18 protein-coding genes and 1 pseudogene are annotated in these 21,627 nt (G+C 43.8%); 8 read left to right on the forward strand and 11 right to left on the reverse strand.

Translation table 11 applies throughout. The features are described from left to right. Positions 1-80 precede the first annotated feature (80 nt). A complete protein-coding gene (locus KL866_RS14135) occupies positions 81-842 on the forward strand; it encodes an SDR family oxidoreductase (RefSeq protein ID WP_214995593.1) in 762 nt (253 codons plus the stop codon). A 25-nt stretch (positions 843-867) separates the two neighbouring features. Further along, complete coding sequence (locus KL866_RS14140; protein ID WP_025255445.1) at positions 868-1,326, forward strand: YaiI/YqxD family protein; 459 nt, start codon at positions 868-870, stop codon at positions 1,324-1,326. A gap of 114 nt (positions 1,327-1,440) precedes the next feature. Here the strand turns inward: KL866_RS14140 and KL866_RS14145 are convergent, their stop codons facing one another. The 4 genes from KL866_RS14145 to KL866_RS14160 all read right to left on the reverse strand — a co-directional run bounded on the left by KL866_RS14145 (position 1,441) and on the right by KL866_RS14160 (position 7,412). Beyond that, positions 1,441-2,679: an IS4 family transposase gene (locus tag KL866_RS14145; RefSeq protein WP_311236154.1), complete on the reverse strand. Its 1,239-nt coding sequence runs from the start codon at positions 2,677-2,679 to the stop codon at positions 1,441-1,443. Between the two features lie 137 nt (positions 2,680-2,816). Continuing rightward, positions 2,817-4,982, reverse strand: coding sequence for a S46 family peptidase (locus tag KL866_RS14150; RefSeq protein ID WP_025255444.1), 2,166 nt, complete (start codon positions 4,980-4,982; stop codon positions 2,817-2,819). 309 nt (positions 4,983-5,291) lie between these two features. Beyond that, positions 5,292-6,482 carry an amino acid aminotransferase gene (locus KL866_RS14155; protein WP_025255443.1) on the reverse strand — a complete coding sequence of 397 codons (1,191 nt, stop codon included), beginning with the start codon at positions 6,480-6,482 and terminating at the stop codon, positions 5,292-5,294. 147 nt (positions 6,483-6,629) lie between these two features. Continuing rightward, positions 6,630-7,412: an NRDE family protein gene (locus KL866_RS14160; protein WP_214995595.1), complete on the reverse strand. Its 783-nt coding sequence runs from the start codon at positions 7,410-7,412 to the stop codon at positions 6,630-6,632. A gap of 304 nt (positions 7,413-7,716) precedes the next feature. Here KL866_RS14160 and KL866_RS14165 point away from each other — a divergent pair, with 304 nt between their 5' ends. Beyond that, entirely contained in the window at positions 7,717-8,352 is a 636-nt protein-coding gene (locus KL866_RS14165) for a 1-acyl-sn-glycerol-3-phosphate acyltransferase (RefSeq protein ID WP_025255441.1), read from the forward strand. A 96-nt stretch (positions 8,353-8,448) separates the two neighbouring features. Further along, positions 8,449-9,690 carry a cystathionine gamma-synthase family protein gene (locus KL866_RS14170; RefSeq protein WP_025255440.1) on the forward strand — a complete coding sequence of 414 codons (1,242 nt, stop codon included), beginning with the start codon at positions 8,449-8,451 and terminating at the stop codon, positions 9,688-9,690. Between the two features lie 84 nt (positions 9,691-9,774). Here the strand turns inward: KL866_RS14170 and KL866_RS14175 are convergent, their stop codons facing one another. Beyond that, the gene (locus KL866_RS14175; RefSeq protein ID WP_251140069.1) at positions 9,775-11,157 is read right to left on the reverse strand and encodes a DUF4397 domain-containing protein; all 1,383 of its coding nucleotides are present in this window, start codon (positions 11,155-11,157) and stop codon (positions 9,775-9,777) included. Between the two features lie 239 nt (positions 11,158-11,396). On the opposite strand from KL866_RS14175, the gene KL866_RS14180 reads away from it, so the two are divergent. Next, positions 11,397-11,999: an FMN-dependent NADH-azoreductase gene (locus KL866_RS14180; protein WP_214995597.1), complete on the forward strand. Its 603-nt coding sequence runs from the start codon at positions 11,397-11,399 to the stop codon at positions 11,997-11,999. Positions 12,000-12,168: 169 nt separating this feature from the next. Here KL866_RS14180 and KL866_RS14185 read toward each other — a convergent pair whose 3' ends face one another. Beyond that, a complete protein-coding gene (locus tag KL866_RS14185; protein ID WP_025255437.1) occupies positions 12,169-12,723 on the reverse strand; it encodes a glutathione peroxidase in 555 nt (184 codons plus the stop codon). A gap of 179 nt (positions 12,724-12,902) precedes the next feature. Between KL866_RS14185 and KL866_RS14190 the strand changes: the two are divergent. Next, positions 12,903-15,397, forward strand: a pseudogene (locus tag KL866_RS14190) (prolyl oligopeptidase family serine peptidase). Positions 15,398-15,594: 197 nt separating this feature from the next. Here the strand turns inward: KL866_RS14190 and rrtA are convergent. Continuing rightward, the gene (gene rrtA, locus KL866_RS14195; protein ID WP_025255435.1) at positions 15,595-16,179 is read right to left on the reverse strand and encodes a rhombosortase; all 585 of its coding nucleotides are present in this window, start codon (positions 16,177-16,179) and stop codon (positions 15,595-15,597) included. 112 nt (positions 16,180-16,291) lie between these two features. Here rrtA and KL866_RS14200 point away from each other — a divergent pair, with 112 nt between their 5' ends. After that, positions 16,292-17,056 carry an enoyl-CoA hydratase gene (locus tag KL866_RS14200; protein ID WP_214995599.1) on the forward strand — a complete coding sequence of 255 codons (765 nt, stop codon included), beginning with the start codon at positions 16,292-16,294 and terminating at the stop codon, positions 17,054-17,056. A gap of 14 nt (positions 17,057-17,070) precedes the next feature. Then, positions 17,071-18,828: a gamma-glutamyltransferase gene (gene ggt / locus KL866_RS14205; protein WP_214995601.1), complete on the forward strand. Its 1,758-nt coding sequence runs from the start codon at positions 17,071-17,073 to the stop codon at positions 18,826-18,828. 360 nt (positions 18,829-19,188) lie between these two features. Here the strand turns inward: ggt and KL866_RS14210 are convergent, their stop codons facing one another. Genes KL866_RS14210 through KL866_RS14225 form a run of 4 tightly spaced genes read right to left on the reverse strand, consistent with a single transcriptional unit; the run spans position 19,189 to position 21,182 of the window. After that, positions 19,189-19,980, reverse strand: a complete 792-nt coding sequence (locus KL866_RS14210; RefSeq protein ID WP_214995603.1) for a PhzF family phenazine biosynthesis protein — start codon at positions 19,978-19,980, stop codon at positions 19,189-19,191. Then, positions 19,970-20,347, reverse strand: coding sequence for a DUF3703 domain-containing protein (locus KL866_RS14215; protein ID WP_025255431.1), 378 nt, complete (start codon positions 20,345-20,347; stop codon positions 19,970-19,972). Before KL866_RS14215 ends, KL866_RS14210 begins: the two co-directional genes overlap by 11 nt. 14 nt (positions 20,348-20,361) lie before the next feature. Beyond that, on the reverse strand, positions 20,362-20,730 hold the full coding sequence (locus KL866_RS14220; protein ID WP_214995605.1) for an MmcQ/YjbR family DNA-binding protein: 369 nt from the start codon (positions 20,728-20,730) through the stop codon (positions 20,362-20,364). Between the two features lie 26 nt (positions 20,731-20,756). Continuing rightward, a complete protein-coding gene (locus KL866_RS14225) occupies positions 20,757-21,182 on the reverse strand; it encodes an acyl-CoA thioester hydrolase/BAAT C-terminal domain-containing protein (RefSeq protein ID WP_251140070.1) in 426 nt (141 codons plus the stop codon). Positions 21,183-21,627 lie beyond the last annotated feature (445 nt).

The raw sequence follows: 21,627 nt of genomic DNA on the forward strand, positions 1-21,627 counted from the left end.
GTACAAGACAAATGCAGCTATCGTAGATAGAACAAAGAGCTGCGTAGTTTGCGTAAAAACAGCGAGAGAAGGAATATTTAATGAATAATCTATTTGATTTAACAGGAAAAGTGGCACTCGTTACAGGTGCTAGTCGTGGTATTGGTGAATCTATCGCGCGTTTACTTGCTCAGTATGGCGCCCATGTTATTGTATCGAGCCGCAAAATTGACGGCTGCGAAGCAGTTGCTTCTTCAATTCGCGACACAGGTGGTAAAGCGACAGCGCTAGCGTGTCACGTTGGCGAAATGGAACAAATTACCGAAGCCTTCAATGTCATCAAACGTGATTTTGGAAAACTGGATATTCTGGTAAACAACGCGGCAGCCAACCCTTATTTTGGACATATTTTAGATACTGACTTAGGCGCTTATGACAAAACTGTAGACGTAAACATTCGTGGTTACTTCTTCATGTCAATTGAAGCAGGCAAAATGATGAAAGAGCAGGGCGGTGGCGTCATACTCAATACCGCTTCAGTTAATGGCGTAACACCGGGCGACATGCAGGGTATCTACTCTATCACCAAAGCTGCAGTTATTAGCATGACCAAGTCGTTTGCGAAAGAGTGCGGTAGCTTAAACATTCGCGTTAATGCGTTGCTACCTGGGCTAACCGATACTAAGTTTGCTTCAGCATTAACAACGAATGAGCAAATTCTTAAGCACGCGCTAAAAGTTATTCCGCTGGGCCGCGTGGCAGACCCAGATGAAATGGCGGGTACGGTACTGTACTTAGTATCAGATGCATCAAGCTACACCACGGGCACGACAGTGGTAGTAGATGGTGGTATGCTAGCGTAAATAGTTATAATTACGAGATACGACCATGCATATATGGGTTGACGCCGATGCGTGCCCTGCAGTGATCAAAGACATTCTGTTTAAGGCAGCCAGACGTACCAAGCTGCCTTTGTCTTTGGTGGCTAACCATACCATGTCTGTTCCACCAGACAAGCACATAACCTTAACGCAAGTACCTTCTGGCTTCGATGCTGCTGACGATTACATTGTAGAAAAGTGTGAAGCGGGCGACTTGGTTATTACCAACGACATCCCACTCGCTGCTGATGTATTGGCGAAAAATGCACTAGCATTAAATAATCGCGGTGAAGAGTACGACAAGTCGTCTATTAAGCAGATATTGGGCATGCGAGACTTCATGGATACCATGCGCTCAAGCGGCGAGCATACCGGTGGACCAAAGGCGTTCTCCCAACGCGACAAACAAAACTTTGCCAATGCGCTAGACCGCCTCCTAACTCAAGGCCTCCGCGCCCTCAAATAAAATAATGGGGTCAGAGTACATTTCTACAGCGTGTAGCACCCAAAATATGGGGTCAGAGTACTTTATATACTGAAAAAAGTACTCTGACCCTGAGGGATCCCCACGAATTTAATTTCATGTGCCTCCGGCCCAAGCAGCATCAATTATGGAGCTGTACCATTTGAGTGCAGCTTTCCACTGTCGCATAGTGAATCTTATTCGGCAAGCGACAGCCCTGAGTCCAAGGTAATGGAATGACAGCACGCTTCTGGTTTCGGTATTGGCTTGGAAGCGCCGATGTTTATTCGAAGAGACGACCACCATACCCAATAAGATAGCAACCAGTGACGCTAACGTAGTAAGTAATATCAGTATTGTTAGACGCTGCTTTTTCACGCTTTTATTTTGCTCATAGCCAAGCCCGAACTTGGTACTTTTCATGTCTCTGAATCCTTCTTCAATCTGCATGCGCTGGCGATAAATGGCAACAACCTGTTTCGATAAGCTTCGGTGAGACGCCAGCGATGTCGCTAATAGCCATGGGTCTTTCGCGCCTTGAGCATGCACTTTTGAGCGCTTTGAGGCATTGCGTGTACCATCTGGATTTGAAGCATGACGTCCTTTGGTTTTCTGCTTGAACAGAACTAACGTACAGGCAAAGGGGTTACCTCTTGCTATTTGGCTGTTATCAAAACGCTTCGGTCGACCGGTCGCTTGGGCATAAAGGTGACGAATACACTGCCACGTATTGCCACTGTCGAATGAGTAAAAATGCGGTTTGCGAACCCGTCTGACAATATCCCAGCCTAACGCTAATACTTCCCTGAACCAAGGTGATTTATACCCTGCATCGGTGACGATAATGGGCCGACAGTGGGAAGGTAATATGGCGTGCAATGTCTTTAAGAATGCCTTGTGCGTAGCTGGTTTCTCTTTGGTCTTGTTACAGTGAACTTCTTGATAAAGTGTGACAGGCCTACCTTTTAAAGATATGGCCGCGCGTAAAAGAAAATGTGCTTTACGGTCGTCTAAATCAGACCAATCGATTGAGATAACAGGGCGTGACGTGCTGCCACAAAATAGTTGGCAAATAGATGCATAGATAAACGGTGTTTCACTTAATAAATGCGGGTTTGAAAGCAAGCGGTCGGCACGTTTAATCCGATGTTTTTCATAAGCTTTAGTACTAATCCCACGACCTATGCTGGTTACGGTTGCTGCGCTCCCATGAAGAAGGCTCTTCGCGCACGCCGTTACTGCATCCTGACGAGCTTTATGCATTTTATAGCTGACAAGCGATACGACATTGTTCACAATAGATAGGGCATTCATGGCAGTTTGGTCTCGGTGATTTTTGGCGATTGATCTGATCACTAAACACCATGAATGTTCCTATCTTTTTTATCTCACTGATATCGTTAAATTATTTGTGGGGATACCTCAGACTCTGACCCCATTTTTGCGGGGTTGAGATGGGGGCAGAAATGTACTCTGACCCCATTATTTAGTGGTTATTTCACGATGGTCATTTCTTCGATAAGGTTTGTTGCACCGTCAACGTATTCCATCACCCATAGCATGTAGCGCGTGTCTACGTGAATAGTGCGGGTTGTTTTCGGGTCAAAGTCCCAATCTGAATTAACGCTTTCAAACGTGCCGTCAAACAACAGACCGATTAGCTCTGCTTTCGCGTTTAGCGTTGCAGAACCTGAGTTACCGCCCGTTGAATCTAAGTCCGTTAGGAAGTTAACCGGTACGCTATTGATGTCTTCAAGCTTGTACGGTCCGTACTTCTTGTCTTTGATAAGCTCAAGCTGCTTTTTCGGTGAATCAAACGGTGTTTCGCCAGTATCTTTTTCAGTAATCCCTTCAAGACGGGTAAAGGGTTCGTAAATGAGGCCATCTTTTGGCGAACCGCCCATCACATTACCGTAAGTTACTCGAAGCGTGCTGTTCGCATCTGGATAAGCAAGGCTGCCCAAAGACTTTTGCCACTCAATAATCGCACTCATGTATTTAGGGCGAAGCGCAGCAGATTTACCGCTTAGCGTCTTGCTTTTATCTTCAATCGCCATCTCGGTATCAAATAGTGCAACTGCAAGTTTTATAAATGGATCGTTGCTGTTTTCAAAATCAGCACGGCTTGCGGTTAACCACTTCAAACGCTCTTCAGTGTTGTTCAGTGACGTGTTGTCGTAAAACGCTTTTAACGTTTTATGGAGTGTTTTGCTGTCTGTACTACCATCAATGCCTACTGTTTTATCAAAAGCGGCAACACGATTTTCTTGAGGCTGCTCTAAGTACATACTGATCATTTTTTGCCATACAGCTTGATCAACAACTGGATCAAAACGGCGCTCCAATCGCTCTTCGCCTTCTTTAAGGCGAATTTGATCGCGCTCTTGGTAACCGCGTTCACGCTCAGCATCTGGTTTTTCTCTTTCAATAGCATTGCGATAGAGGGTTTGAGCAGACGATAAAAGTTGTGCGCGACTTAGGTTGTTGTACCAGAAGTTTTGCTTGTTCATCTGCATTTGCTCAGCGCTAACCGCATCAAGGTCGGCCAATGCTTGTCTCAATTCACTTTTACCGTTTTTATCAAGCCATGCTGCTAGCTGCTCTTCACGCTCGGCGCGGCGAGGAACAAGGCCAACACGCTTGGCACCAGAAAGCTGGCCTAGCGTGTTTTTATGGAAGTTATTCAAGCCTGCAAGTGTTGCTTCATATTTAATACGGGCATCGCTGCCTTCTTCAGATGAATTTTCAATGGTTTTGATCCATTCACCCACCAGTTCAAGGTAAGTAGGGTATAGCCAGTCAAACATGTACGACACTTGCGACAAGCGGGCATAGCGGTTGGTAGAGCCAGGGTAGCCCGCCGCCATCACAAAGTCTCCATCTTCAAGACCAGCAGCTGAAACTTTTAAGAAATGATCAGGGTTAAAAGGCACATTTTCTTCACTGTAATCAGCTGGTTTTCCATCTTTACCTACGTAAGCTCGGTAGAAAGAGAAATCACCGGTGTGACGGGGCCACATCCAGTTATCTACGTCACCGCCGTATTTCCCGATAGAGTCAGCAGGCGCATAGGCAATACGTACGTCACGGATTTCCATTTGCTTAATCAGCTTGTACTCAAGGCCTTGGAAAAATGAAGGTACAGAGCAGCGGAAACCTGCTTCAGATTCACATTCTGCAATGAGTGCTTTGCGGTTTGCTTCGATAAGGTCGTAACGCTCACGCCCCTCAATATCATCACCGATACCGCCAATAACTTTATCGGTAACGTCAGAAAAATCGACAGTAACGAACATGCGAGTACCCGGTGCTGCGGGTAGTTCATCACCAATTTCTTTTGCTAGAAAACCGTCTTTTAAGTAGTTGTTTTCTGGGGTGCTGTTGTATTGCACTGAACCACGTGCGCAGTGGTGATTGGTTACTGCTAAGCCTTTGTCAGACACAAAGGATGCTGAACACCCACCAAGTGATACAATTGCCCCCATAGGAAAGGCGGTTAAATCGTTAATGCTGCTGGCAGGAATTGCCAAACCGGTTTCTTTTAAGTCTCCTGCAATTGAGGGGAGCTGTTCTGGCGTGAACATGCCTTCCTTAGCATCTACCTGCATAGCACTGCCTAGCAATGCGGCAGAAATACAAAATACACTTACTTTAGACATCAGTGATCCTTGTTCTTGTCGTTAATCTCATTGTTATAAATCAAACTTAATACATACCAAGTTAACGTTTACGTCAACATTGTAATAGTGTAACTATAATACTCTGTGCGCCCTATAAAAAAGCGTATAAAGCTCAGCGTGAATTTGTTAGGAAGTGTAACAAACTGCAATTGAAAGCATGGATGAAGACGTTTGTCGCAGAATATGGAAAGGCGAAAGGAAAGGTGAAAGGGAAGGTGAATAATTCGAATGAAAAAAAGGCAGAGTATCAACTCTGCCTTTTGAAATTTTAAAACCGCTAGCTTTAAGTTAAAGCACTGATACCAATGCTTTTGCTAGTTTTTCTACGTTTTCTTGGTTGATGCCCGCAATGTTTACGCGGCTAGAATCAACAAAGTACACACTGTGCTTTTCACGTACTTCGCGCACTTGCTCAGGCGTGATACACAAGAATGAGAACATACCTTTCTGATCGTTCACGAAGCTAAAGTCTTTTGGTGAACCATTATCGTGAAGGTTTTGAACAAGCATGGCACGTAGAGACTTCATGCGGTCGCGCATTTCGTTCACTTCAGATACCCACTCGTTGTTCAGTGCTTCGTCAGCAAGAATGATGTCTACTAATGCACCACCGTAGCTCGGCGGCATAGAGTAGATGCCACGTGCGATTGACTGAATTTGACCCTGCGCAATTTTACGGGTTGCTGAATCTTCAGTGATTATAGCTGCAAGACCAACACGCTCGCGGTAAAGACCGAAGTTTTTAGAGCAAGACGCTGCAACAATGACTTCTGGAAGATTTTCTACCAACAAGCGCATGCCGTACGCATCTTCGTCTAAACCTTCACCGAAACCAAGGTAAGCCACGTCGATGAAAGGTAAGAATTCACGCTCTTTCGCTACTTCTAGTACTTCATCCCATTGTGCATTTGTAAGATCTGCACCTGTTGGGTTGTGACAGCATCCATGAAGAAGAACGATATCGCCTTTTTCAGTTTTGCGAAGGGTTTCCATCATAGCGTCGAAACGAATGCTCGCTGATGCTTTATCGAAGTACGGGTAGGTTTCAATTTTAAGGCCCGCAGAGCCGATAAGTGGAATATGGTTAGCCCACGTTGGGTCGCTTACCCATACTTTGCCATTTTCATTACAACGCACTAGCAATTCTGAAAGAATACGCAGCGCGCCACAACCACCTGGTGCTTGAACCGCAGCAACGCGGTCAGCAAGAAGTACTGGGCTATTCTTACCTAAAAGCAAAGACAACATACCGTCGATAAAACCTTGGTTGCCTTGAGGCGTAATGTAGGTTTTGCTGGTCTCTTTGTCTAAAAGCACTTTTTGCGCTTTAGCGACACTTGAAAGAATAGGGGTATTACCTTGCTCATCTTTATAAACGCCAACACCTAAATCGATTTTATTTGGGTTGGTGTCTTCACGAAAAGCAGCTGACAGGCCAAGAATTGGATCTGGGGCGAGATGGGGTAATACTTCAAACACGATATGTCCTCACGTTACGTTGGTGTGCAATAATTAGCAGGCAGGCATTATGCCATCGATGGTAGAAAAAACGACCCCTAAAGGTTGAAAATATTTCAATTAATCTGCTTTATAAAGCGTAAACGAAAGTTTCATTTCTAAAATACCCTAAATTGAAAAAGAAAAGGCACGGGTTTCAATTGTTTCTCCTTTGTCTGAGAACCGACGTTCCTTCCAAGTAAGCGTATCGTTTTTATCAACCAATAACAAAGTAGATGTACGCGTGCCGTATTTTTCCGTTTGAATGAAAATGGAAGATAACGCCTTTTCCCATTCATAACCTATACCCGTGTCGGGTAGCAGGGCATCCTCAGCTTTATTTTCGTAGCGCAAAATATCAAATAAGTCGTCATCATTCATGGTGCTTTGCTGCTGCACATAATCATTTAAGGCAGTAACCCCTTGAGTGACTTTTGGCCATGGAGTAGCAATATCAGCATTTGATAATCCGTATACACCGGTATCGATTGAGTGGGTCGAATTGTTTACGTTATTGTAAACATGAAGTGCATTTACATCACCAAATAGTAAGTTATACCCATTGTATTGGTGACGTGTTTCTTCAAGCCTAGCTAAATATGCTGACTGTTCGGCATAACCTTTTGGGGCCGGGTTTTGCTTCAACCAGTTAGCAACTAACTCCCCGCGGGATACCGCGTTTTTATTGATGTTGTGTGGGTCTCTTACATTGGTAAGTGCTGCAACTTTGCCGTTACGCGTAACGCCCATCCAGGTGCCATTAGCTTCTAAATCCTGCCCAGCTAGTACGTGCGGGTGACTTTCCCAAAATGTTGAAGGTGCAGTTGGTCGTGCGTAAAACTCGTCTCGATTCGCTGCAATTATAAGAGGGTAGTCATCTCGCATCTTGTTTGCGATAAATAAAATACACATAGCTTACCTAGTGTCCTTGTATTAACTTGTTCACCACACATCCTTCAACCGCTTGTGTTAACAATTGCGTTACATATTTATTTTGATTACTCTTCGTCGATGTACGCGCAGTATGATGTGCTACGTCATAAGAGAATATGCGGGTACAAAACAGAAAAAGAAAGCACGAAGGCCTATGAAGTATTGAGAGAAACCTGCCGATAAATCCATGCCGATGTAGCTAACCAGTATTAAAGCCCTAAACCAAACCTTAAGTAAAACTTTAAATAAAACCCAATATAGAAAAAAACAGAGCATAATAATAATGACAAAACCCTCGCACCCTAATAACCATTCTCAATTAGCTAATAACGTCATCGTGGGGAACAATATACCGCGAAAATGGCCAAATTGGCTGTCTTCATTTGCGGCATGGGTGCTCACAAAAAGAGGCTGGCGAGTAGAAGGCGAACTCATTAATCAGAAAAAAGCCATATTAGCGGTAGCACCGCATACATCAAACTGGGACTTCTTTATAGGCTTATTCGTGGTTTTTTCATTCAAACTCAATATTAACTTTTTCGGCAAACACACCATTTTTAAGCCGCCACTAGGTGCCATTGTGAGAAGGCTAGGGGGCATCCCTATTGAAAGAAGCAAAGCCCACGGTGTGGTCACCTCCATTGCAAGTAAAATTAAAGAGGCTGATCAGCTTATTCTTGCTTTAGCGCCTGAAGGTACACGCAGTCCCATTTACCCATGGAAAACGGGGTTTATGCACATTGCACAACAAGCTGAAATTCCAATCCAAGTCTTAGGGTTAGACTACGCTAGAAAGAGAATTGTATTGGGGCCGATTATTCAGAAAGTGACTAATATAGATGAACAAATGCAAACTATTTATACGTTTTATGATAATGTTTGCGCAAAATATCCTAAAAACTGCATTATAAAGCCATAACCATTTGTGTAAGTGGTATATACGCATCCGTCTTACATAGACAAATACGGTGCGAATTTGGCTAGGTCGCAAACATCTATTTTCGGAGCTTCACCCGTGACAAAATTGGGATTCACAACCCGTCAGGTACATTCTGATCGCATGCTAAACACCCCGGAACATGGCGGTGTACACAGCAGCACATCTAATTCGGTTCTTTTTGAGTTTAAAGATGCGCAAGGCATTATCGATGCGTTTCAAGGTAAGCGCGCAGCTCACGTTTACTCTCGTTCTTCTTCGCCTTCTGTGGCTGCATTGCAAAATATGCTAAATGATTTAGAAGGCGGTGTAGGTACGTTATGCTACTCAACCGGTATGGCGGCTATAAGCAGTTCTCTATTCGCTTTGTTAAAGTCGGGCGATCATTTAATCGTAAGCCAATACCTCTTCGGCAACACAAGAAGCTTTTTCGAAACCATTAAAGACTTCGGTGTGCAGGTTACCTACACTGACGTGACCGACATTCAACAAGTTAAAGAAGCGTATCAGCCAAACACGAAAGGTGTTTACACGGAAACCGTGGCTAACCCTGTAACACAGGTTGCTGACCTTCACGCTATTGGTCAATATTGTGAAGAGAAAAGCATATTGTTTATGGTTGATAACACCATGACACCGCCGCCAGTTTTCTACGCAAAAAATGTTAAGGCGTCGCTAGTGTTTTGCTCATTGACCAAATACATCGCAGGACACGGCAATGTATTAGGTGGGGCAGTGGTTGACACAGGCAACTTCGACTGGACAAAGTTTGACAACCTCAAGTCTGATTATCAGGTTGCAGATACAGCGCAGTGGGGCATTACCCAAATTAAAAAGAAAGGCTTGCGCGACCTAGGCGCTACATTGGCACCGCAGTCAGCTACGGCTATTGCTTTAGGCATGGAAACCCTTGATCTACGTTTAGCACGAAGCCAGCACAATGCTATGCAGCTAGCAACGTTTTTAGACAACCACCCTAAAGTATCTAACGTGTTTTATCCGGGTCTTGCCGATCACCCACAACATTTTATGGCACGTGAATACTTAAACGGTGGCTATGGCGCAATTTTAAGCTTTGATCTTATTGATGATGCTGACCCTGTTGCGTTTTTGAACGAAATGGAGCTGGTAATCTGTGCCACCCACTTAGGCGATAATCGCACCCTTGCCCTACCTGTTGCGCCTACGATTTATTTCGAGAACACGGCAGAAGAGCGTGAGCTTATGGGTATCTCCGATACGATGTTACGTCTTTCAGTAGGTATTGAAGATACACAAGATCTGATTGCGGATTTTGAAAAGGCATTAAGTACAATTTAAATAGTGCCTTTAAACACGGTTGGAGGGGCTGAGCCCCTCCAATTAATTTACACAACGTTTTGTCATAAAACGTAATTAACAAAGCTAGTCTGTAGGTGCTAAACCATCAAGTAGTGCCAACTGTGGCAAATCACCTTCCATCGCGCCATCTAGCGCAATTGCCGTGTAAATTTCGCCATTTTCTAGTGATAGCACGCCCGTTTCAATTGCCGCTGTCTTGGTACCAGTAGGCGTAACCGTCACTACGTAGTCACCTTCCGTCAAGCTTACGTAACCTGTTTCAACAAGCTCACCAGTCTCAAAGGCAATATCAGCAAACGCTGGGTCCACCGCATCAATTTCACCATCTGCAGTTACGTAAATGTCTACGTTACCTGTTGAAGGTGAAGCATGTACAATGCGCACTTTCGCTTCTGTTGCAACAGAACGTGGCATATCAACAAGTACATCAAGTTCTGGTGCAGCTAAAACGTTATTTGCGATGGCGGTATATGACATACCCACTTCCAGTGCCAAGGGAGCGTCGTCGATTGCAACTACGCTACTATCGCTGTCAGCAACAACATCAATCAAGTAATCGCCAGCGGCAACCGATAAATAGTCTGTTGTACCAGGAAACGCAATAGCATCAACCAAGACGATTTCATTGTTAGCAATTACGTCCACGGCTGGCGCATCGCTAATACCATGTACTACGCGAATTTCAGCACCTGCTTCTGAATCCCATATCTTGAAACTGCTGTCACCGTCTGCAGCTAAAAGCGTAACAGGTGAATCACCGGTTCCTACGTTGTCAGTAGCAGCAATAAGCAAATCAGCACCGTCAGCTAAGTTAACAGTACCTGAGTTGTATACAACCGTCGTCTCACCTGCCGGTGTAATACGGATTTGATAATCGCCTGCTGGTACTTGGATTAAATCAGTAGCATCTGTGAATTCAGCGGTAACGAGTGGTTGTTCTGCGGTAATATCCGCTTCTGGAGCAGTCACGTAAATGTCAACCGTCGGAGCCAAAGACGCTGCATGTACAATCTGTACTTGCGCATTACCGGCATCAACGGCAGTTTCCATGCTTGTTACTGTTAACAACGCAAGTGTTTCATCGCTCACGTTTCCTACGGCAAAGACATCGTAGTTCATGTCAGCTTCTAGCGTTACGTCAGCTTGAAGTACTTCAGCATTCTCACCTGGCAGAATGCCGATAACACCTATGTCGTAGGTACCTGTTTCCACTTCGAATCGAGATGAAGCAACTTGATAGTCAACGTTTTCTAAACCATTAAGGATTGCATCATTGGCAGTAACGTTAACCATAGGGGCATCAGATGCGGCGTGAAACACGCGCACATTTGAATACTCGATAACGGGGGCGGGGACTTCAACTACGTCATCGTCGTCATCGTCAGAGCAGCCAATTAAAAATAGTGGTAAGATTGAACATGCAAGGAGTGCTTTGGTCCTTCTCATTTTTTGTATCCTCTTAATTGTGTTGTGGCAAACTCGATTACGCTAGGTAATTATGGGAAGATCATCCTCCTTGCAACATTAACGCAATGTAATGTTTTCAAATGATTTACATGGGCGTTCTATTTATCACGTTCTGTTCGACAAATTAGAACGAATTCCTCATTTTTTTGAGATTTTCATCCAAACTTATTCCGGTAACATTGTTGTGTATCATCGAAACAACAAACTTGGAGTACGGCATGAAATCAGTATTAGCTATATTTTCCAGCCTTAGTGACGAACAAGGTAATTCTTCAAAAATTGCAAACGAGTATCTTTCAAAAATTGAAAGTGATGATTCGGTTAGAATTAACCGCGTGGATGTAGCCTCACTGGCACTACCTCACTTAACTGGCGCAGAAATGCAGGCGTGGATGACGGAAGCAGCGGAGCGAGATGAGTCTCAGCAAGCACTAGCGAAGATCTCGGACGATATTGTTAAAGCAGTGAAAGCGGCTGATGAAATTGTATTGGCAGTGCCAATGTACAATTTTGGTATTCCATCCAGCCTAAAAGCCTACTTCGATCGCATTGCACGGGCAGGAATAACGTTCAAATATACAGAAACTGGCCCTATCGGTTTGTTAGAAAACAAAACAGCCAGGGTTTTTGCTGCCCGTGGGGGCGTTTATGCAGGATCAGATTTTGATACACAGACGCCATACTTAAAACATTTTTTAAATTTCATTGGTATTAGCGATATAAAATTCGTTTACGCTGAAGGACTTAACATGGGCGAGGAGCAGGCAAACAAAGCTTTTGCCGGTGCTAGTGAAAAAATTATTGAACTAACTAACGGCTAAGCACACTAAATTAATGCAGTTAGCTAAAACGTAGGAAGTATGTTTTCAGCTAAAAGTGTGTTCCAAGTTGAGTGTGCTTGATTGCCCCGCCTATTAGGTGGGGCTTTTTTATGTGCAGAACTTCGTGCGGGTATTCTTTTGAATTAAACAAGAATGAATAATCGAATACCTATTCACCCTTGATAAGTGCTTCAACATCGGCAATGAAAGTAGGATCAGTAGGCTTAGTTGAACTAGGGTAGTGAGTGATTTGTTTACCTGTGCTGTCAATCAAGTATTTATTGAAATTCCAAGAGGGCGCTTTGCCAGTGGCAGTTTTAAGCATTCGATACATAGGGTCTGCGTCGTCACCTTTCACAGAGATAGGTTCAAACATAGGAAACTTCACGCCATAGGTTAATTCACATAGCTCTGCCGTTTTACCTTCATCGCTATCTTCTTGATTGAAGTCGTGTGAAGGGAAACCAAGTACAACAAAATCTTTATCTTTATAGTCGCTGTATAGCGCTTCTAACCCTTCAAACTGTGGAGTGAAACCGCAATAGCTGGCAGTGTTCACAACCAATATTGTCTTTCCCGCATATTCACTACACAAATTCACCGTTTCTTGGGAGTTAAGTTTACGCTTCATGAATTTTAGTACGCTAGGGCATTCGTTCGCGATACTTGAAGTAGTAAAAAAGCTAAGCGCAATCAACGCCGGTACAATAGCTTTTGCTTTCATCTTGTTTTACCTCATCAGTTAATTTTTGTTATTTTGTTTAGGTCGAATGACCAAATATTCAACACCATAAACGCGGTTGCTTTACGTTTGGTTCACTATCACAATCGATGAACGTTAGCGCTTTAGCCATTGCTCTGCGTATAATGTTAACGTTTTTTACATAACAACGACTTAAAATAATGAAAAAATACTCTTCTTTACTCATTGCGGCTAGCGTTACCTTTGCGTTGGGTGGATGTGCAAGCACCACTAACGAACCATCTAGCCAAGTAACGTCTACATCGCTTCCTGCTGCCGCAGTTCAGCAAACCGTTGCACCAGATGTTGCGCCTCAGACCAGCGCGCAAAAAGGTGAAATTACTTTAAAGCAAATAATGTCCGACCCTCAATGGATTGGCGCCTTGCCTGAAAGTATGGGGTGGTCGGTAAACGGCGATAAAATTGTTTTTGAAAAAGAAAAACAAAACAGTGCACTGAAAGATGTTTATGTTGCAGACCTTTCTAACCCTGCAAATGCGGTAAAATCACCGTTATCAGATTTACACAAGTACCGTTTTGACGAACGTGTAGTAAGGGACGACGGGGTTATTGCCTATTCATTTGAAGACAGTGTTTATGTGCAATTTACAAATGGTGAAACCGTGCGTATTGCTCGCGGTGGTAACGCGCTATCGACACTTTCATTTATGACTGATGGTCGCTTAATGGCGTTAAGCGGTAACAAGTTCATTGCTATCGACCTATCTAACGGTACGCGCGAAGAATTGCTTAGCTGGCAATTTAGCGACGAGCCCAAAGCGATTGAGCCACCTAAAGACTATATTGCCGAGCAACAGCAGTCGCTGGTGGAATACATCAAACTGCAGCGAAAAAACAAAGAAGATAAAGAAAATGCACAAAAGGCGCTGGCTAAAGCAAATGAGAGCGTAGCACCTACGCCATTTTACTTTGATAAGTCGCACCGACTAGCGGGGATCAGCGTATCGCCTGCGGGCAAGTTCGCAGTAGTTGCAACCACTGAAAGCAAGCCTACCCGTGATGACAGCGACATCATGCCGCATTATATTCAAGAAGACAGCCGCATTGCTGCGAAACCTGTGCGCCAACGTGTAGCTGATGCAGAGTCGGTAAACCATACACTTTGGCTATTGAATTTAAAAACAGGCGAAAAAAGTGAACTAAAATACTTCAATTTGCCTGGTTATAATGACGATGTACTTGCCACAGTAAAAGCAGAAAACGCAGAGGTAAAAGGCGCGACCTACGAAGTAAATCGTTTGCCGCGCGACATTACCTTATTGCAAAGCTGGTACTGGACCAAGCCTTCTATTCGCTGGCACAAAAACGGTAACGCCGTAGCGGTCATGCTTGAAGCGTGGGACAACAAAGACCGCTGGATTGCCACGGTGGACTTAGCAAACAAAACGCTAGAAAACCAGCATAGGCTTCATGATGACGCGTGGGTAAACTACCGTTTCAACGCGTTTGATTGGCTAAATGACAGCGAGACGCTTTACTATCAATCTGAGCATACAGGTTACTCGCATTTATATGTTCAAAAGCCAGGCGAAAAACCTGTCGCGCTCACCAGCGGCCGTTTTATCGTTGACGATTTAACTCTTTCTAGCGATGACAACTATATCTACTTCAAAGCTAACATGGAGCACCCGGGGCTTTACGAAGTTTATCGTGCTGATTTAAGCAACAATACCATCGACACCATGACTGATTTGAATGGTATGACCGACTATTCACTTAGCCCTGATGGCAAAAACTTGCTATTAAGCCATAGTAAAGTGAATCAGCCACAAGAGCTTTATGTTAAGCCGGTTGATGAAACTACCGCGGCAAAGCAAATAACCCAGAGCACCAGTGCTGCTTCAACGCACTCCCTTGGGCGGTACCTAACATCGTTGCTATTGAATCGTCGCATACCGATGCACCTATTTACGCACGCGTATATCTTCCAGAGAATTACGACAAGACAGCACCAAATAAAGCGGTTGTGTTTAACCACGGCGCAGGCTATTTGCAAAACGCCCACATGGGTTGGTCTGGTTATTTTAGAGAATACATGTTCCACAGTATGCTAGTGCAGAAAGGCTACGTTGTACTTGATATGGACTACCGCGCAAGTGCTGGCTATGGACGCGATTGGCGCACCGCTATTTATCGCCAAATGGGTACACCTGAAGTACAGGATTTGCATGACGGTGTTAACTGGCTTGTCGAAAATGCCAATGTAGACCGTGAGCGTATTGGCACGTATGGTGGTTCATACGGCGGCTTCTTAACCTTTATGTCTATGTTTACCGCGCCAGATTTGTTTGCTGCAGGTGCTGCACTTCGCCCGGTAACCGACTGGGCGCACTACAACACGCCATATACGGCCAACATTCTCAATACGCCAGATATAGACCCCATCGCGTTTGAGCGCAGCTCGCCAATTTATTTCGCAGATGGGCTAGAAAAACCGTTGCTTATTAACGCGCCTATGGTTGATGACAATGTGTTTTTCCACGACACAGTGCGATTGGTACAGCGTCTTATTGAGCTAGAGAAGGAAGATTTTGAAACGGCCATTTATCCGGTAGAACCTCATGGCTTTGTGCAGCCAAGCTCTTGGCTAGATGAATACCGTCGTATCTATAAGCTATTTGAAGAAAACTTATAAGTGAACCTTCGTGCGTAAACAACTAAAAGTCTAAAATACACTGGGTTGTTCCCAATGTGGTCTATACGAACGCTACAAAAAGGCCCGAGTTCAGTTGAACTCGGGCCTTTTTGTTTTTTGTTCGGTGGCTTATCTATTTTCTATCCGTCTTAAAGAGTCTATATGCATAGAACGAACGCTGTTACATCGCCAGCGGTTTATTTTCTTTTCGCCGTAACAAACATAAGTAAAAAGATCGCAATACCGGTCAGCGCACCAAATAAATGTGCATCTACGGCAACTTTTGCATCAATAAGATTTGCGACTTGTTTACTACTACCGTCAACTTGCTCGTATCCCACTTTTATGGCTAAACCAATAAGTAACAACCAACCTGACTTCATCTTTTCTTTAATATCCACACAAGCACCCCACGCGAAAATACCGTGTAACGCGCCAGACAAACCTGCGTACCAAATCAGATCTGGAGAGAAGAAATAAAGACCGATACTGGTTCCTAAGCAGCACCACACGAAAACTTTTAAGTACAACCCAATGCGATAATGCTCGCCGTGTAGGGCCCACAACAGCGCCAGACCTGCTAAATTTAAAAGTAGGTGGTACACATTAGTGTGAACGATATTGCCGCTGACTATACGCCACGTCTCCAGGCCTTGAATGGCATACCTGTCGTAAGCCAAATAATTGCCAGACATAGGCTCAAAGAAAAACGCGACAACAGAGCATAGCGCAATAAAAAGGGGGCCCGCACTATACTTAAGCGAAAACGGCAGTGACATCATCAGTGTTAGTTATTTTTGAATTTAGAATTTGCTGGCTATGATACAGAAATTGCTTACTGGGTGAAAACTGAAGTACACCTGAAATAAAAAAGATGACAGTAAAGGAGTGATTATGTCTTACATCATTACCGAAAATAATCAGCAGTGCTTAACTATTACACTTAACCGTACCGACAAGAAAAATGCGTTAACGCGCGACATGTACCAAGAAATGGCAAATGCTATTTTAGGCGTTAAAAATGATGGCTCAACTAAGGCGGTGGTGATTAAAGGTGCCGGCGATTGTTTTACCGCAGGAAATGATATTGGCGACTTTGCGCAGCAACAAGATGGTGCTCAAGTGCCTGAGACGGCAGCGTTTATGCGTGCACTAGCCGCATGTAGCTTACCGGTTATTGCACAAGTTCACGGCTTGGCGGTGGGCATAGGCACAACGCTTTTACTTCACTGCGATTTTGTATACGCGACACCAGATACCCGATTTGTTCTACCGTTCATCAACTTAGGGCTTGTTCCCGAGTATGCATCAAGTTATCTTTTGCCTAAGGTTGCAGGTCATATCAAAGCGGCAGAGTGGCTTATGCTGGGAGAACCCTTTACCTCTGTCGATGCTTATCAATTTGGTATATTGACAAAAATTGTCGATGCACAGGAAATAGATCAAACTGTTCAATCTACGGTAGACAAACTCATTGCTAAGCCTTCATTCTCGCTTAGACAGACTAAAGCACTATTAAAAGGCGATGGGGAACGAACAAACCAACAAATGAATGAAGAGTTTGATATATTTTTAGAAGCGTTAGGTACAACTGCAGCCCAAGAAGCGTTTGATGCGTTTCTTAAGAAACGCCCCATTAACCCCGAAAAATTTAAATAAGAGGAAGTATCATTTTGAGACGCAGTGCTTTTTTCAGAGCTTCAGTAGTTACTCTTGCATTATCTAGTTGCTTCATTTTTGGAGCTAACGCTAAACAAGCTCGCGAAGTGGGTGAGCCAGAAGCGGCCACAGGCTACGTAGAGAAAAAGGCCTTTGAAGCCGAAGACTACATGGTTGTGGCGGCAAACCCTTATGCGTCTTGGGCCGGGAAGAATATTTTAGAAAAGGGCGGAAGTGCAATTGATGCGGCGGTGGCCGTACAATCAATGCTTTCTCTTGTTGAACCACAATCATCAGGTATTGGTGGTGGCGCTTTCATTTTATATTGGGATAACAAGAACAAAGTACTTCATACCTTCGACGGGCGTGAAACAGCACCAAAAGCGGTAAACTCTCATTGGTTCATTGAGGGTAATAAGCCTATGCGCTGGTTAGACGCCGTAGTTGGCGGTAAGTCAGTTGGCGTGCCCGGTGCAGTAAAAGCGTTAGAAATGGCTCAAGGCGAGTTCGGCAAGCTGCCTTGGAATACGCTGTTCGACGATACAATCAAGACAGCTGAAGATGGTTTTAAAGTATCGCCACGTTTAGCTAAGCTGGTGGCATTAGACTATCACCCCGGTCTTAAAACCTTTCCCGCAAGTTCGACCTATTTCTTCCCAGCAGGACTTCCTTTAAAAGAAGGTACGGTTAAGAAAAACAAAAAGCTCGCCAAGACGTTAAAGGGTATTGCTGAAAAGGGCAGTGACTATTTACTGAAGGGAGAGGTTGCTGAAAAAATCGTAAAAGCGGTTAATGGCGCTGAGATAAATCCAGGTCAAATGACTTTGGAAGATTTAGCAAGCTACGAGCCTGTTAAACGTGAACCTGTTTGCGGGCTCTATCACGAGAAGCGTATTTGTGGCATGGCTCCCCCGAGTTCTGGTGGCGTGAACGTCTATCAGATTTTAAAAATGCTAGAAGGCTTTGATCTTAGCCAATACGCGCCGGATTCAGTAGAGTTTGCAAATTTGTACACGCAGGCGAGTGCGCTTTCATACGCTGATCGAGAGAAGTTTATAGCAGATAGTGATTTTACTAACCTGCCGTTTGCGGCCATGATCAACACCGCCTATCTTGAGCGCCGTGCTGAGAATATTGCCGTTGATAAAGAGTGGCGTCGCAAACGTGCTGGTAGTCCGTACGCTGACGCGAACGTAGCGCTTGGTACATCAATGGAGCTGCCAAACACGTCACACGTCTCTATCGTGGACAAAGAAGGCAATGCAGTATCTATGACAACTAGCATAGAGTTTATGTTTGGTTCTGGAATTATGGTAGACGGTTTCTTGCTTAATAATCAGCTTACCGACTTTTCATTTTCTCCGACTAAAAACCGTTTCCCTGTGCCAAATCGCGTAGAGCCTGGTAAGCGACCAAGAAGCGCAATGAGCCCTACAATGGTGTTCGACAAAGAAGGGAACCTAGAAGTTGTTGTCGGCTCGCCGGGCGGCTCTAGAATTGTAAGCTATGTCGCTCAAACCCTAATTGGTGTTTTAGACTTTGGTTTGGATATTCAACAGGCCATCAACTTACCTAAAATAACCAATAGGAATGACTATACGGCGTTAGAGAAGGGCACGCCGATAGCCGAGCTTGAAGAATCATTAAAGGCGCTTGGCCACAAGGTTAAAGTAGTAGATTTGAACAGCGGGCTTCACGGAATTCAGTTTAAGTCGGGCAAGCTAATTGGCGGTGCAGACCCTCGCAGGGAAGGCATTGCAGTAGGGCGCTAATGCTGCGTTTGCGTAGATAGAACAAGATACAGCAGTGTGTTGTTGAGTGAGTGAAAGCGGAAGGTTAAATATCTTCCGCTTTTTTGTTTGCGCTAGGGAGTGCAAATAGAATGGTCGGCTCTTTCTAGTTTCTACTTTTAACCATTCGATTTTTCAAGAAGGAGTAATACCGAACGAACATGTGCGGAAAACGACGCCGCTGGTGTTACTTGAGTAACACGTCAGCCCTAATTGTTGTACTTTTTAATTTCTTCGTTAAGGGTGTCTAAATTAAGTTGGCTAGACCAAAAGTTACGAGTTTTAAATTCAACGACTTTTTGCATTTATATAGTTCCTTCTAAAGCTTTATTCTCTAAATTGTTAGATAGTAATGTAACCTTCAAGGTAAGAAACCGCTTGGCCAGAAATGAGCACGCGGTCACCTGCTACTTCACACTTCACTGTACCACCTCGTTTAGACGCTTGATAAGCCGTAAGTTTTGACCGACCAAACACTTTTGCCCAATAGGGTGCTAATCCCGTGTGAATTGAACCGGTTACTGGGTCTTCATCACCACCGTTCGCAGGCCAAAAATAACGGGATACAAAGTCAAATTGCGTACCCGGTGCTGTCACTACCACATCATAAGGCGCAAGTGTTTTAAGTTTTTCGCTGTCTTGAATTACGCTTAAAACATCGTTCTCATCAGCGTAGACGGCAAAATAAGCTTGATCGTTTTTTAATATGGTTTTGGGTTTGATAGAAAGCCCTCTCAGTAATGCTTCAGGCACGTCATCAACTGGGTGAGGTATTCTATTAGGGAAGTCCATTTGCATGAATCCGTTGTCTTTCTTAACGACTTTCATCATACCCACCGACTTGGCAAAAACAGAAATGTGCGGTAACTGGTAATTATCGCTAAAAATAACGAATGCGGACGCCAGCGTCGCGTGACCACAAAAGTCGATTTCCGTTATGGGAGAGAACCAGCGTATAACAAATACGCCGCTGTCGTCTTCTACCAAAAATGCGGTTTCTGAAAGATTATTTTCAGCAGCGATTTCTTGCATTTTTTCATCGCTGAGCCATTTACCCGTTATAACAACGGCAGCAGGGTTGCCTTTAAACCTTACATTGGTAAATGCATCAACAACGTTAATCTTAATTTTCATACGAGCGCGCTTTTTTTAATATTCTTGCAAGATTCGGTTTAATTGGCATTACTTTAAATGGACTAACGTTAGCCCCGCCTGTATTTCCATGAGGTACTAGCCCAAAAATAGTTTTCGTGGCTGCGCCTGCTATTCTGAAAAGCTGACCAAGAAACTCACGTAAACTGCCTGTCTTCACTGCCCATAAAAGCATTTGAACATGTACTTTAACGTGCAGCCTTGTAGAGGCTTGACCAAGAACATGGGCATTTTCTAAGTGTGTAAAAGCACTCTGCTGGTTGTTTTGATTTTGTTCTTTACGAGCCAGCGCTAGTTCTGCTTCTACATGAGGGCGAACATTTTGTGTAAAGCCTTTTGGTTTCGACATGGTGTAAGCGCCCTTTATTGAGGTTGAATTAAACCAAGCTCTTTTTGCATTTTCTTGGTTAATCCTAACGAAACTAGCTTAAACGACGCGCTTAAGTAATATTCTAACGCCTCATCCTCATCGTTTTCGCAACTGTACTGCTGTATCCACTTCATCCCTCGACTAGCAAGATAAGGCGCAGGCCTGTAGCCAGGTTTTTCTTCCAAAAAATAATAGTTTTGTTCAGACGTTTTAAAAGTAAAAGCAGGATGTCCGTCCTTGCCAATACTCCCTATAGCAAAGACTTTTCCACCTATTTTCCATACTTCTGAATTTCCCCACTGAACAACATGAGTAGAGTGGGGCAGTGCATTGCAAAAGTGATTGAATTCATCAAGGGTCATATCATTCTATTTGTTAAAGAAACTGGCTAGTGGTTATCGAGCATCTTAATAAAGGTTTGGTTCATATCGCTACCACTTTTTAAGAACTCATAGTTAAGCAAATGGTCTGCGCCTTGATAATTTATGTGCTTACATTTCTTTTCAGTGCGTGCATTTATCCTCTCACATACTGTGTCAGCCATCGTTGGCGATGGCCAAATCTCATCGTTTTCGCCAGTCATTAACACAACATTAGCACTGATATCCTGTACCGGAATATTAGCGTCACCGCTGTCCGAACGGTTTTCTAAAGATTGTGTATAAAGATCTAGCAAACCATTGACTTCGCCCGACGGATTGAAAGGAACAAATGCTAAGTCCTTTCCGTTGTGAGTCCAGCTCGATCTAGGTACTTTACTCCAATCTTTCAAAATACCGGCCCAAACAACAGAGCTAGGCGCAATGGCAATCATACCTTCACGTAAAGCGGACTTTTCCGTAATCGTTACTTTAAATTTTACATGTTCATCGACGAATTCGTCTGCAATTAAACTAATAAAAGCATCAATATCCTGAATTGTAGTATCAGGTTGCTGTCGAGCATTTTTGGCTTCTACAAACTTTGTCGCTAGTTGCTTCAGTTCTCCCTCAGAGAGAGCTGAATTGGCAGCAAGCGATAGAAGTAAAAAGCTAATAAAAACAAGAGATTATGCATAATCTTCCTTGTGTGTATAACGTTGAAATAAAGGGCGCAGACATGTGAGCTAAAATCCGAGTGAGCTTGATTTATTTGTTATACGTACCTAACTAAACCAATCGAAATAAGTATAAAAGAAAGAACAAAATACTTATGACTATTTGTATTGAAGCCCACATTTTGTTTAAACCAAATCTTTACTGGTTTGCTTAACATATAGG

Source organism: Alteromonas sp. ALT199 (assembly GCF_018619335.1).
Classification (GTDB): domain Bacteria; phylum Pseudomonadota; class Gammaproteobacteria; order Enterobacterales; family Alteromonadaceae; genus Alteromonas.

Bases quoted from the DNA above. Each gene is read 5' to 3' on its own strand.
- KL866_RS14220 (WP_214995605.1), bottom strand. From the start codon at position 20,730: ATGACCCTTGATGAATTCAATCACTTTTGCAATGCACTGCCCCACTCT.
- KL866_RS14215 (WP_025255431.1), bottom strand. From the start codon at position 20,347: ATGTCGAAACCAAAAGGCTTTACACAAAATGTTCGCCCTCATGTAGAA.
- KL866_RS14185 (WP_025255437.1), bottom strand. From the start codon at position 12,723: ATGAAAGCAAAAGCTATTGTACCGGCGTTGATTGCGCTTAGCTTTTTT.
- KL866_RS14200 (WP_214995599.1), top strand. From the start codon at position 16,292: ATGTCTTACATCATTACCGAAAATAATCAGCAGTGCTTAACTATTACA.
- KL866_RS14225 (WP_251140070.1), bottom strand. From the start codon at position 21,182: ATGATTGCCATTGCGCCTAGCTCTGTTGTTTGGGCCGGTATTTTGAAA.
- KL866_RS14175 (WP_251140069.1), bottom strand. From the start codon at position 11,157: ATGAGAAGGACCAAAGCACTCCTTGCATGTTCAATCTTACCACTATTT.
- rrtA (WP_025255435.1), bottom strand. From the start codon at position 16,179: ATGATGTCACTGCCGTTTTCGCTTAAGTATAGTGCGGGCCCCCTTTTT.
- KL866_RS14160 (WP_214995595.1), bottom strand. From the start codon at position 7,412: ATGTGTATTTTATTTATCGCAAACAAGATGCGAGATGACTACCCTCTT.
- KL866_RS14150 (WP_025255444.1), bottom strand. From the start codon at position 4,982: ATGTCTAAAGTAAGTGTATTTTGTATTTCTGCCGCATTGCTAGGCAGT.
- KL866_RS14140 (WP_025255445.1), top strand. From the start codon at position 868: ATGCATATATGGGTTGACGCCGATGCGTGCCCTGCAGTGATCAAAGAC.
- KL866_RS14165 (WP_025255441.1), top strand. From the start codon at position 7,717: ATGACAAAACCCTCGCACCCTAATAACCATTCTCAATTAGCTAATAAC.
- KL866_RS14180 (WP_214995597.1), top strand. From the start codon at position 11,397: ATGAAATCAGTATTAGCTATATTTTCCAGCCTTAGTGACGAACAAGGT.
- KL866_RS14135 (WP_214995593.1), top strand. From the start codon at position 81: ATGAATAATCTATTTGATTTAACAGGAAAAGTGGCACTCGTTACAGGT.
- KL866_RS14210 (WP_214995603.1), bottom strand. From the start codon at position 19,980: ATGAAAATTAAGATTAACGTTGTTGATGCATTTACCAATGTAAGGTTT.